Origin of the sequence: Algibacter lectus, from assembly GCF_004368925.1 — a bacterium.
GTDB classification, from domain to species: domain Bacteria; phylum Bacteroidota; class Bacteroidia; order Flavobacteriales; family Flavobacteriaceae; genus Algibacter; species Algibacter lectus.
Map to the genome: position 1 here is coordinate 89,903 of NZ_SORL01000008.1, position 13,204 is coordinate 103,106.

The window sequence follows — 13,204 nt, forward strand, 5'->3', positions numbered from 1 at the left end:
TTAGAAACCAAAACCAACTTTAAAAGCGAAACGTAAACCATCGTTACTATTAAAGGCCGATAAATTTAACGTCATAATATTGGCAGCATTTGCAAACACACCGCCACCAACAGAAGTGTTCCATCTGTTAGAATTAAAGGCGGTATTGTTGTCTAGAGCTAGATTATCATCAATCCACACACGACCATAATCGAAACCTCCATAAACCCCAATGTGTAGCGGCAATAAACTAGTACGAAGCTTAGTTAAGTTTAAACGTAAATCTGTACTTTGATAGAATGCGTTTTTACCAGAAAACCTTTCATTTCTATAACCTCGTAACCCATTATCTCCACCTAAACTTGCTGCTTGATAAAACTCAAAATCGTCACCAAAAATAAGATGCGCTTTTAATTGTGTAGCTAAAACCAATTGTCCGCTAGGAATTAATTTATAATCGAAACCAAGTCCTGGAATTAAATATCCAAAACCTCTAGAAGCTTCTATATTTGTTTTATAACCTGCTTGTAAACTTGTTTGCATTCCCATGGTTGGAAAGGCCTCATTATCTTTACTCTGAAAAGTATATAAGGCATCTACTCCAGCAAATTGCTTATGGTTATCAGCGCCATTCTCAACATAAAATGTATTGATAAATCGATCTGTAGACTCCTCTACCTCTATAGCCTCGTAACTTAGGCTTACTTTAAAATGACCACCCATTTTACCTCGCCAGTTTAAAGAAGGCGCAAAAGAGAGCGTACTATACTTTACACGGTTATAATCTAAGCCAAAGGCATCCTCATTATCGATGTTTAAATTTGGTGTACTATTACCGTAACCAAAGAAGTTAACAGCATAATTAGGGCTTGTAAATTTAGCATTTACACCTAAATTCCATTTCCCTACTACATTAGAAAACTCGCCTGTATATTCAAAATCAAAACCACTAGTTGCAAAATAATACGACGCTCCAATGCTGTGTTGAGAACTAAAAGGATTACTCTCAAAACCGTAGTGCGTTAAGGTATTTAAAAAACCAATTTTTAAACCATCGTCGGGATTCGCTCCTATAACTGGCACAAATTGATTGGTGCTACTTTTAAGCCTAGCGAAATCGTACACATTCGTGTCATAATCATCGGTTAATTTATCTTTACCGTTGTTTAACTTAATGGTGTTTTTCTTAGATTTATAATCGTAAAAAACAACTTTCTTACCATTTTCAATATTATAAGTATCGTTGTTTTGCCCACCAATTAAACGCACTTTAATTAAGTGATCGCCTTCTCCAAAAGCATGAAATTCATCTTCATCATCTAAACCATAAATCCAAATTTCTTTAGTATCGTCTTTAGAATATGTTTTATCAAAAATTACAATACCCTTTTCACCGTTTTTAATTCTACTAGCAGTTAATCTTGTTTCACCGTTAGGTAATCTTTCAATTTCAAATAAATCATCTTTATCAGTTCCGGTAACAACCGCACACTCATTAAGCAACTTGTAATACTCAATACCAAAAGTTGGTAAATTTTTAATACGCTCTAAAAGCACTCGTTTCATTTCGGTAACCGTTTCACCTTGTACTTCCTTCGGGAAATGCGTAAAAGCATCATCAATAACGGCTTCTGTTAAATTATTTTGGATGAATTTAATTTGCTCCTCCCATTGCGTTTTACCTGTTTGGTTTAAGAAAGTCATATCTAAAGAATATGGACTGAAGTTGAAACCTTTTATATTTCTAATATCATCAGTAAAACCTTCCATTAATTTTAATGAAGGAATAATTCTAGTAGCAACTTGCATTAATCCGCCATCACCCATTATAGAAAAGGCCTGATCACGATCTCTCGGAATAGGCTTATAAATAACTTCTCCTGTTTCTTTATTTTCAAATTCTGCCCAACGCCATTGGTCTCTATGTCTATCCCAATCGCCAATAACCATATCGAATAAACGTGCTCTTAAATATGATGCTTCATCTACTTTATACTTTTCGTCTTTTCGAAGTTTTTTCATTAAGTCGTCGGTACTTTCAATTTTATTCGCAAAACCAAAACTTGCAACATCTCCATGACCGTCGGATACATGTTCTTCAATCATGTACAACTCATCACCAAAATCATCATTAAAACCAATTAAAGCCTTTTGCTTAGGCACGTAATAAATAGTTGGATTGGTATGAAACAAATCAATAGCATCAGACAATGTGCCTGTTACAAAAGGCGCATAAGGATGCGACCCTGTGTAAAAATCTAATAGAACACTCTCGGTTACCGTATCGTCAAACTCATCAGCGATATATTGATCTTTAAAAGCCATGGCTTGTAGATAAACTGTAGCACTTTTTCTAAGCGCACGCATAACGTAGCGTTTGCCCGTTTTATCTTTTAACTGAAGTGATTTGGATTGGTGCCCGCCACCTTTTCTAGATGGTGTTAATCCACCAAACATAGTGTCTAAATTTACTACAGGTGCTTCTATTTTTGTGCCATAGAACTCACGATAACGATCGCCCCAAATAGCTTTATGGAAACCACTTTTATCAACTTCTTCGTCACTATAAATCGATGCTTTTTTCGTTTTTATAAATGAATCTTCGAAGGCAGACTCATCTATTTTTTTATCTGGACCATGAACTTCGGTTTGAAAAATAACTTTATTTTCTTCAGCTGAATAAAATCTAACAAACGACGAACCATCTTTAAAGATATCTAACCTCGCATAACCAGGAACACTAGCCGAAAATGCATCTACAACATTATGAGTAGGTGTAGATTTAGAACCTGCACCACTTACTATTTGTGCTAAATTATACTTTTCGAAATATTGTAAATTATGCTCGTGACCAGAAACCAATATAACCTTATCATTCTCTTGCGCTAAGGTTACTACACGTTTCTGTAACTCGTTGTATCTTTTATTTTGAATATCCTCTGGCGATATACCTATAGTTTCTCGTAATACATTTTTTAATGTTCCCAAAATTGGTAATGGCTGCATATGCGATTTAAAATCGTACTCACCTCCGTGTAAACCATTAGTAAACATTGGGTGATGCATGGCGATTATAGTCGATTTTCCGCGAGCCTTTTTTATTAAGCTTTCTAATTCTTCAAAAAACCGAGAGCGTGTTTTTATTTCGCAATCATCATTAATTGTCGGGTGTTTATCCCAATTAGCCAAATACCATTCGGTATCAATAATAATCATTTCAACCTCATCAGAAATCTCTACCTTTTCAATAGGGCAGCCATCTTCTGGTAAAAACGTGTTTTTCCCTAAGGCATCTTCGATATACTTTTCTTGACGCTTTAACCCTTTTAATCCGTTGCTATACCAATCGTGATTTCCAGGAATAAAAATAGTTTCACCTTTAAAACCTTTAACAGCTTCGGTCTGAATTTTTAATTGATATTCAGCAAACTCGCGGCCTTTATCTCCGCTTTTAGGCAAGCCTCTAGGATACACATTATCACCCAAAAACAATACAGTACTTTGCTCGGAAGCTTTATTAATTTCTTCTCTAAAGGCTTTTAATCCCGTAGACTCGGAACCTATTGGTGAATTTCCCGCATCGCCTACTAAATAAAACGAATAAATAATTTCCTTATTAGGAAACTTGGCATCGCTAAGATCATTAATTTGAGTTTTATAAGTTGCGCAAGCATTAATAAAAAACACTGAGAGGGATAATGTAATGTAGCGTAAAGTTTTAGTCATAATTAATGATATTAATTTCTGCAAAAATAATTGATTATAAAGAGAATCTCGTTGATATAACTTAAGAAAACCCTTTTTACTTTATTGTGATGAAAGCGAAAGAAATGAAATATACCTATGTTTTATTAAAGGCACTTAGTCTTCGATTAACGTGGTATCAAAAACAACACCACCAGCCAAAGTTTTATGCACAGGGCAACGCGACGAAATTTCTTTTAATCGTGCTTTTTGCTTTTCATCTAAATCACCAATTAACTTTATTTTTTTAGTGATATGGTCTAAATATCCAGGTTTTTCTTGCTCTAAACCTAAATCATCACTATGTTTTTTAGAATGTGTAACATAAACAAAAACCTCTTGCAGATCCCATTTTTTACGTTCGGCATACATTTTTAATGTCATGGCCGTACAAGCAATCAAACCAGCATTTAAATATTCGTAAGGTGATGGTCCAAAATCGTCACCACCAACAGAAGCAGGCTCGTCAGCAATTAGGCTATGGTTTTTGGTTTGTATATTGGTTGTGAAATTATCTTCCGTTAGGTTTAAATGCCCAACAAGTTGCTCGCCGTTGGTCTCTAACATATCATTTTCTTGAGGTTCAAAATAACGTTGCACCCAAGTTCCAATCATGTTGCCAGCATAATTACTATCGTTAGATTTTGAAAGTAAGTGGTCGGCATGATCTAAAGTTACAAAACTTTTAGGATGTTGCGCTTGGAGATAAAGTTCTTCGGCATTTTTAATACCCACCACATTATCTGTTGGCGAATGCATAATTAGTAAAGGCTTGCGTAAATTTTTAACAACAGAAGGCAAATCTGTTTTTCCAAAATCTTCAACAAAATCATTATCAATTTTAAAAGGTCTTCCTCCAATATTTACTTCAACTTCGCCCTTTTCTTTAACATTATCTAAACCATGCGAGAATAAATGAGTAACATGCCCAACCGTGGATGGCGCCCCAATAGTAGCTACAGCTTTTACATTATCTAATTTAGCCGCCGCAGAAAGCACCGCTGCTCCACCTAAAGAATGCCCAACTAATAAAGATGGTGCTTCATAATTAGCAGCCATATATTCACTTACCGCTATTAAATCTTCTACATTTGCAGAAAAGTGACTATCCGCAAACTCTCCTTCACTTCTTCCTAAACCTGTAAAATCAAAACGAAGGACTCCAAAACCATAATTAGTTAAAGCTCTACTAATATTTTTTACCGCACTTAACGAACTTGTGCAAGTAAAACAGTGAGCAAAAATAGCGTAACGATTCGGTTTTTGGTTTGCAGGCAACTCTAACTGTGCTTGCAATGCTAAGCCTTTTTTATTCTGAATTTTTAGTTTAGTACTTTTCATGAATTTATTTTGAGTATCAGTCGTTTGAAAATCAAACTCCTTAATTTTTATTTAAATGTTTTGAAAATTTATTTACCAATAGCTTTAATTTCGGATTAATAAATTGTTTACAAAACGGTTTTTCAGGATTCTTTTTGTAATAATTTTGAATAGCCTCGCGTGACGCTTTGAATTCCGAAAAGGGTAAAACTTCAGTTATAATTTCTTCTTCAAAAGTATTTTTAAAGCCATTTAAAATATCGGTCGCCTTCTTTTTTTGTACTTCGGAAAAATAATAAATAGCCGATCGGTACTTATCTCGCATCGAATGATTGCTTGTACTTTTATGTGTATGTAAATGAATTTCTATCAATACACTTAAGCCTATAACAGCTTCATTAAAATGAATAATTACGGCTTCGGAAAACGATGTATTCTCCTCCACAGAAGCGACATAACCTTGTTCGACTTTCGCAACACCTTTTAAAGCCTGAAAAACAGCTTCGGTACACCAATGGCAACCACCTCCTAAAGCTATTTTTGTATAGGTATTCATTTAAATTAGTTCCACTGCAACGCTTTGCGCTCTGCCCAATATTGAGTACCGTCTACCTTAAAACCAGAAAGTTCGTCTAATTCTAATTGAGATAATACAAACCCATTCATTTTTAAATTCTCTTGTATTTGTTCACTACTACTTGCTCCACTTAAAACCTTGCTCCCAGGAATAGTTTGCGCTACGTATTGCAAACAAATAGCATCTATTCCAACATCGTGCACTTGTGCTAAACGCTCTAACGCCATATACATATCATTATAATTCGGGTAATTTTTATTTCTAAAAACGCGCCCGTTAGCCAAAGCTTCTTTAATAACAACAGTTTTGTTTTCTTTCTGTAAAAGACTAGAAACCTCTTTTAAGCTTTGATCCAACAAATTATAAGTTACCTGAAAAATATCAAACAAATTCTCGCCATCTACTTTTACATCCAGTGCTTTTTTAATAACCTCAACTTGGTTTGCACCCGTTGTGCTAATACCCATTTTAATATGATGCGTATTTTTTAAGTAAGATAAATAATTTAAAACAGCTTCATTCTCCAAAACACCTGTTTCCAAAGTTGCTGAATGAATTTGATAGACTTTTAAGTATGGTAATAATTGTTTAGAAACCTGCCATTGTTCCTTTAACTTCTCTAAACTATGCTCCTTTACTTCATGAACTTTAGCATCGGGATTAAAGTTTGCAGTATATGTATAACCCCATTTTGTGGCTACTTTTATAGTATCATCAGTTTTTATTGCCAACCAATCTATAAGTAACTGCTCGGCTAAACCATAACCTGGCGCCGTATCAAAATACCGAACCCCCGATTGATAAGCTTCTTCTAAAACAGAAAAACTTTCTTTTTTAAACATCTCTAAATTAGACGTATTTGTAGCATCTTGACGCACATTAATATATTGTGGCCTTCCTAAAGCTGCTGTTCCTAAACCTAATTGCATTTACTTTTTTTCTTTTAATTACTATTATTATGAACTACAAGACAACATGGAACATCCCACTTTATGGCGTGCCCATTCGGGTCTTTTTACAAACCATTTTTCATTTTCAGGTTGCTCGCTGTATGGTTTCTTTAGAAGATTAAACAATTCATCTATTAATTTATAATCGCCCTTATCAGCATCATCAATGGCTAACTGCGACATATAATTTCGTAAAACATACTTCGGATTTACAGCATTCATTTTGGTTTTTCGGACTTCAGAAGAAGCTGTTTCATCTTTTAAACGTTTGGCATAAGCCTCAAACCAAGCCTGCCATTTGGTTTCAATCTCACCTTCAACTTCATTTAAATGATAAAAAGCATCTTTAATGATTGAAATACCTTCGGAAGGATTTTCTTCTGAAAAGTCACTTAAATTCCTGAAAAAAATCGTCATATCCGTTTCTGTTAAATGAAGGTTTTCTTCTAATTGCTGAATTAAAATTTTATCATTTTCATCTTCCTCTTCAAACCCTAATTTATTACGCATCATGGCAAAAGATTGTTCATCAAACCCAGTTTGATATCCATCAAGAATAGCTTGCAGCGGCTCTACATCTTCAATTAAAAGATAAAGTGCATTAGCGAGTTGGTATAAATTCCAAAGTCCCATATTAGGCTGGTTTCCGTAACGATATCTTTTATGTTGGCTATCTGTAGTGTTTGGTGTCCATCCATAATTAAAATCTTCTAACCAACCGTAAGGCCCGTAATCTATGGTTAAACCAAGAATAGACATATTATCGGTATTCATTACACCGTGTACAAAACCAACACGCTGCCAATCTACAATCATTTTTAGAGTGCGCTGTGCAACCTCATTAAAAAAAGCGATATAAGTTTCTTTTGAAGGTTTACCTAACTCAGGAAAAAAGTTAGAGATGGTATAATCTGTAAGTGTCTTTAAAGTTTCAGTATCGCCTCTAGCGGCTAATATTTGAAAACTTCCGAAACGTAAAAAACTAGGTGCAACACGTGAAACAATAGCTCCTTTTTCGTAAGCCGCATTACCATCATAAAGCATATCTCGCATAACCTGATCGCCAGATAATGCTAAAGACAATGCTCGCGTAGTTGGCACGCCTAAATGAAACATGGCCTCGCTGCACAAATACTCCCGAACAGAAGACCGCAGCACTGCCAAACCATCAGCCGTTCTAGAATATGGTGTTTCACCAGACCCTTTTAACTGTATGGCCCAATGTTTATTATTATGTTCTACTTCAAATAAATTAATAGCACGACCATCACCTAATTGACCTGCCCAATTACCAAATTGATGTCCACCATAGCACATAGCAAAAGGCTTTGTTTTTGGGTAAACTTCGTTACCTGTTATTACTTTTAAAAACGTATCGCTTTTAGCATCCGTATCTGTTAACCCTAAACTATCAAACATTTCGGGAGATACATGTAACAATTCTGGCTTTGCTGTTTGTTTTGGTGTTACAAACGAAAAGCATGCGTTTTCCACCTGTCGTCTTGTGTTTTCTAACTTCGGGTCGGCAGGTAATTGCTTAGTAAAAGTATCTTTTATATTCAGTTTCATGGTGTGCTCATTTTAATGCTTAATATAGAATCTATATTTTTCTTCAGTGTGTACTGAAAAGGCATTATTTTTTTAATTTATCGGCGTGTAGACTTCGTAATTTAGCCAATTTAGGAGTAATTACAAAACTGCAATACCCTTGTGTTTCATTATCTCTATAGTAATTCTGATGTTCCTTTTCAGCTTCAAAAAACTTAGGAAGCTCTGTTAATTCGGTAACTATCGAATCTTCAAAATAAGGATCCATTTCTTTTAAAACCACTTCTGCTAACTCCTTTTGCTCGTTATTATGATAATAAATTACCGAACGATACTGTGTCCCTCTATCTGCTCCTTGTCTGTTTAAAGTTGTAGGGTCGTGAGTGGTCATGAAAATAGTTAATAAATCTACATATGAAATTTCGTTAGCATCGAAAGTTAATTGGATTACCTCTGCATGCCCCGTTAAACCCGAACAAATTTCTCGATATGTTGGATGGCCAGGCACATTACCGCCTGCATAACCAGAAACGACTTTCTCTACACCTTTTACCTCCTGAAAAACGGCTTCTGTACACCAAAAGCAACCACCACCAAGTGTGGCTAATTGTATATTTTTGCTTTGCATTTATTTTAAATTTAAACCTGCTTAGTAAAAACTAAACAGGTGTTTTGTTACAACTATGCTTTTTCTAATTGCATAGATTCCGAATTTACACAATAGCGTAAACCACTAGGTTCGGGCCCATCGGGAAATATATGCCCTAAGTGTGCATCGCAAGTATTACACATAACCTCAACGCGAACCATACCATAAGTGGTATCACGCTCGTATTTAATAGCGTTTTCTTTTATAGGCTGTGTAAAACTCGGCCATCCCGTTCCCGAACTAAACTTTATTGTAGAATCAAAAAGAGGTGTATCGCAACACACGCAATTATATTTACCAGCATCATGAGCAGTACAAAGCGCTCCACTATGTGGGCTCTCGGTTCCTTTTAATCGTGTTACTCTAAATTGCTCAGGTGTTAATTGAGCCTTCCATTCAGTTTCCGTTTTTTCAACACGCTTATCTGGTGTTGGATTTCCGTTAACCGAAAAACTAATAATATCTTTCCAAGTTAGCATATTCTATTCCTTTCTTTTATTTAATTTATATACGCTTGATATAAAAATTTAGTCGAAAATTAGGCAAAAACCTTACTATTTCCGCAGATCACCTTAATATGAAAGCATTCACTAAATTTACGACAAATAATAGCGTTACTATAGTAATTATATTTTGATCTTTTAAAGTTTCGTACTTTTACTAAATAATCTTTTTACACGTTTTACATATGCTTATAGCTGAAGCTGAAAAATTTGTTATCAACCTTCTCAATGAAAAGTTAACTCCAGAGTTTACCTACCACAACATTCCACATACGCAACTTGTTGTAAACAAAGCTACTGAATTAGCAGAATTGATAAAAATTGACGATAAACAAAAAGAATTACTCATCATAGCTGCCTGGTTTCACGATACCGGATATACTAAGGACAAAAACAACCACGAGGAAGCGAGCGTGCTAATAGCTAAAGAATTCCTTAAAGCCAAAGGCGTAAGCGAAGACGATATTGTTGCTGTATCTAATATTATTATGGCAACCAAAATGGGAGTTGTTCCTAGTACATTGCCTGAAAAAATTATAAAAGATGCCGATTGCGCACATATTGGAAGTAAAAATTACACCGATACTTCGGAATTACTTCGAAAAGAATGGGAACTTATTAGTGATTATAAAATATCCGAAAGCGATTGGCTAGAAGAAAACATTGATTTTTTAAGCACAAAACATCGTTTTTTCACAAATGAAGCTGCCGCAAACTGGGAAAAACGTAAAGGAAAAAACCTCGCTGGTTTAATTAATAGAAAGAAAAAAATTAAACTAGATACAGGTAAACTTGCTCAGAAAAAAGCCGAATTAAAGTTTAAAAAAGAAAAAATAGAATTACCAGAACGTGGTATCGAAACCATGTTTAGAGTGACCCTAAAAAATCATATTACCCTTAGTAATATTGCCGATACTAAAGCCAATATTTTACTATCTGTAAATGCTATTATTGTTTCTTTGGTGCTTTCTAATTTAGCTTCAAAACTAGACAAACCTTCTAACGATTATCTTATTACACCAACCATAATCTTTATATTGTTTACAGTGGCTTCCATTATTTTATCTATTATGGCTACGCGACCTAATGTAACTAGAGGAGAGTTTACCAAAGAAGATGTTGCCAATAAAAAAGTAAATTTATTATTCTTCGGAAATTTCCATAAAATGAGCCTTCAGGACTTTGAATGGGCCATGGGAGAAATGATGCAAGATCGAGACTACCTCTACTCATCAATGAAAAAAGATTTATACTTTTTAGGCTTGGTTTTAGATAAAAAATATAAAATACTCAGACTCACCTATACCGTTTTTATGGTAGGCATAATAGTTAGCGTTATAGCCTTTATTATTTCATTTTACTCTGCAGGAATACTCGTGTAGTCTATTTCTTTAGTTAATTAAAGTGAAATAAGACCTTTCAACAATCTTATTTAGAATTAATACAAATAGCTTGGTTATATTCAACCTAGCACATATATTTGCACGAAAATATTAATTATTTATATTAAGTCTAAATAAAAACAAATGAAAACATCATTTACTTTAACTACCTTTTTGTTGCTTAGCATATTCACTTTTTCGCAATCTGGAACAATAAAAGGAACAATTAGCAACACAACTTCATCTCCTATTTTAGGAGTTAACACCATTATTAAAAACACCATAAAGGGTGCTCAAACAGATCAAGATGGTACATTCGAAATTTCGAATATTAGCGATGGCGATTATATACTATCCATATCATATTTAGGCTATAAAACTAAAGAGATACCTTTTTCAATAACCAACAATGGAACTTTAGATTTAGGTGACATTGTATTATACGAAGGAAATGAGCTTTTACAAGAAATTGTTTTAGACACAAAACGTAAAAACAAATTCGCAAGAAAACAAAGTGCCTATGTTTCTAAAATGCCTCTTAAAAACATTGAAAACTCTCAAGTTTACAGCACAATAACCAACCAATTACTAGTATCTCAGTCTGTTAATAATTTTGAAGATGCATTAAAGAATGCAGTAGGTGTAAACAAACTATGGTCGTCTACTGGACGAAGTGGTGATGGCGCAGGTTATTATTCAATCCGCGGATTTTCAGTACAACCACAATTGGTTAATGGTGTTGCTGGAATTACAAATGGTTTTATAAACCCATCAAACGTAGAACGTGTAGAGGTTATTAAAGGTCCATCTGCAACTTTATTTGGCAGTTCGATCACCTCATACGGTGGACTAATAAATATTGTAACCAAAAAACCTCATAGTGGTACAGGCGGAAGTATTTCTGTAGCCGGAGGTTCTAATGATTTTAGAAAATTAAACGCAGATGTTAATGTAAGCGCCAGCGACAAAGTCTCATTTCGTTTTAATGCAGGTTACCAAAAAGATAACAGTTTTCAAGACTATGGCTTTAAAAAATCGGTTTTTGTAGCGCCTTCAATTTCATATAAAGTAAATAATAAACTGACTTTGAATTTTGCTTATGAAGCTTCGGATAACGAGCAAACGAACCAAACTTTTTTATTCTTTAACAGAAGCGCACCTTTACTATTTAATACTGTTGAAGAATTAAATTACGACAGAGAAAAATCGTTAACCAATAACGATGTCGTTATTAAAAATATTACACAAAATTATAGAGGTGAGGCTGTTTATAAAATTTCAGACAACTGGTCTTCTCAATCTATTGTAGCCGGCGGTCTTGCCAAATCTAATGGGTTTTATACTTACTTATTCAATTCTGCAAACAGTCTTAACTTTGCTTTGTACGCACAAGATACTGATGCAAAAACAAGAACCATGAACCTACAACAAAATTTCACTGGAGATTTTAAAATAGGTGATTTACAAAACAAACTATTAATTGGAGTAGATTATTTAGAATCGACTATAATAGATCAGAGTTCAGGATGGGGCTATTTGCATAGCGTAAATGCGCAAGGCGATTTAATTTTCTCTGAACCAGAAGTAAATGCAGATAACTTAAAGGCTATTCTATCTAACTTAGATAGAAATAACATTGAAACTAAACAAAATGTGTTTGGTGCCTATATTTCTAACATTTTAAACATAACACCTAGCCTTTCGGCTATGGCAAGTTTACGTTACGACAGGTTTGAATATAAAGGTGATATAAACGATCCGTCGGATGATCATCAGGCTTATGATGAATCTACATTTTCACCTAAATTCGGAATTGTATTTCAGCCTATATTAAATCAACTTTCTGTATTTGCGAACTACCAAAACAGTTTTTCGTATATCAATCCAGAATTAACAGCTATTGATGATAACGATCCAACAGCTGGCACTCAGTTACAATCTTTCGATTTAGAACAAGCCAATCAATTAGAATTTGGTGTAAAAACCAATCTATTCAACAATAGATTAGAAGCTACCGTAAACTACTACAACATTACAGTAGACGATAAAGTTATGGGCTTTGGTGCTAGCAAACAACAAGATGGCACCGTAAAAAGTAACGGTATTGAACTAGAAGTAAACGCAAGCCCGGTAAATGGTTTAAACTTACGTGGTGGTTTTAGTTTTAATGATTCTGAAGTTACAAAATCAGCATCAAGATCAGATTTAATAGGCTTACGCCCTGCAGAAGCTGGGGCAGATATATTATATAACTTTTGGGGTGATTACCAATTTACTCAAGGATTTGCTAAAAACTTCGGTTTTGGAGCAGGTTTTAATGGTTCTAGCGACTACAATACCATGAACGATTACACAACCTCTGGCGGATTTACTTTACCAGCATACACGGTTTTTAACGCTTCAATTTATTATGAAAATGACATCTTTAGAATAAGTGTTAAAGGAAACAACATCACAGATGAAGAATACTACTCTGGCTGGAGCACCTTAACTCCGCAACAAAACAGAACATTCTTAGCCTCTTTCGATTACAAATTTTAACCATACACACA

The 13,204-nt window shown here is 34.5% G+C and carries 9 protein-coding genes; 2 read left to right on the top strand and 7 right to left on the bottom strand.

The genetic code is table 11. The features are described from left to right. The 7 genes from DFQ06_RS08895 to msrB form a co-directional block, all read right to left on the bottom strand. On the bottom strand, window positions 1–3,705 hold the full coding sequence (locus tag DFQ06_RS08895) for a metallophosphoesterase (RefSeq protein WP_133967305.1): 3,705 nt from the start codon (window positions 3,703–3,705) through the stop codon (window positions 1–3). Between the two features lie 135 nt (window positions 3,706–3,840). Then, entirely contained in the window at window positions 3,841–5,064 is a 1,224-nt protein-coding gene (locus tag DFQ06_RS08900) for a bifunctional alpha/beta hydrolase/OsmC family protein (RefSeq protein WP_133967307.1), read from the bottom strand. Window positions 5,065–5,104: 40 nt separating this feature from the next. Next, window positions 5,105–5,599, bottom strand: a complete 495-nt coding sequence (locus DFQ06_RS08905; protein ID WP_042496619.1) for a peptide-methionine (S)-S-oxide reductase — start codon at window positions 5,597–5,599, stop codon at window positions 5,105–5,107. Window positions 5,600–5,604: 5 nt separating this feature from the next. After that, the gene (locus DFQ06_RS08910) at window positions 5,605–6,549 is read right to left on the bottom strand and encodes an aldo/keto reductase (protein ID WP_133967309.1); all 945 of its coding nucleotides are present in this window, start codon (window positions 6,547–6,549) and stop codon (window positions 5,605–5,607) included. Between the two features lie 27 nt (window positions 6,550–6,576). Continuing rightward, a complete protein-coding gene (locus DFQ06_RS08915; RefSeq protein WP_074937015.1) occupies window positions 6,577–8,139 on the bottom strand; it encodes a protein adenylyltransferase SelO in 1,563 nt (520 codons plus the stop codon). 64 nt (window positions 8,140–8,203) lie between these two features. Next, window positions 8,204–8,746 (bottom strand): peptide-methionine (S)-S-oxide reductase MsrA, encoded by a 543-nt coding sequence (gene msrA / locus DFQ06_RS08920; RefSeq protein WP_042496614.1) that lies wholly within the window; start codon window positions 8,744–8,746, stop codon window positions 8,204–8,206. A 53-nt stretch (window positions 8,747–8,799) separates the two neighbouring features. Then, a complete protein-coding gene (gene msrB / locus DFQ06_RS08925) occupies window positions 8,800–9,246 on the bottom strand; it encodes a peptide-methionine (R)-S-oxide reductase MsrB (protein WP_074937013.1) in 447 nt (148 codons plus the stop codon). Window positions 9,247–9,455: 209 nt separating this feature from the next. Here msrB and DFQ06_RS08930 point away from each other — a divergent pair, with 209 nt between their 5' ends. Together DFQ06_RS08930 and DFQ06_RS08935 are read left to right on the top strand one after the other, a co-directional pair. Continuing rightward, entirely contained in the window at window positions 9,456–10,652 is a 1,197-nt protein-coding gene (locus tag DFQ06_RS08930; RefSeq protein WP_042502606.1) for a Pycsar system effector family protein, read from the top strand. A 144-nt stretch (window positions 10,653–10,796) separates the two neighbouring features. Then, window positions 10,797–13,193 (top strand): TonB-dependent receptor, encoded by a 2,397-nt coding sequence (locus DFQ06_RS08935; protein WP_133967311.1) that lies wholly within the window; start codon window positions 10,797–10,799, stop codon window positions 13,191–13,193. The last annotated feature ends 11 nt before the right edge of the window (window positions 13,194–13,204 follow it).

Bases quoted from the DNA above. Each gene is read 5' to 3' on its own strand.
- DFQ06_RS08915 (WP_074937015.1), bottom strand. From the start codon at position 8,139: ATGAAACTGAATATAAAAGATACTTTTACTAAGCAATTACCTGCCGAC.
- msrA (WP_042496614.1), bottom strand. From the start codon at position 8,746: ATGCAAAGCAAAAATATACAATTAGCCACACTTGGTGGTGGTTGCTTT.
- DFQ06_RS08935 (WP_133967311.1), top strand. From the start codon at position 10,797: ATGAAAACATCATTTACTTTAACTACCTTTTTGTTGCTTAGCATATTC.
- msrB (WP_074937013.1), bottom strand. From the start codon at position 9,246: ATGCTAACTTGGAAAGATATTATTAGTTTTTCGGTTAACGGAAATCCA.
- DFQ06_RS08905 (WP_042496619.1), bottom strand. From the start codon at position 5,599: ATGAATACCTATACAAAAATAGCTTTAGGAGGTGGTTGCCATTGGTGT.
- DFQ06_RS08895 (WP_133967305.1), bottom strand. From the start codon at position 3,705: ATGACTAAAACTTTACGCTACATTACATTATCCCTCTCAGTGTTTTTT.
- DFQ06_RS08930 (WP_042502606.1), top strand. From the start codon at position 9,456: ATGCTTATAGCTGAAGCTGAAAAATTTGTTATCAACCTTCTCAATGAA.
- DFQ06_RS08900 (WP_133967307.1), bottom strand. From the start codon at position 5,064: ATGAAAAGTACTAAACTAAAAATTCAGAATAAAAAAGGCTTAGCATTG.
- DFQ06_RS08910 (WP_133967309.1), bottom strand. From the start codon at position 6,549: ATGCAATTAGGTTTAGGAACAGCAGCTTTAGGAAGGCCACAATATATT.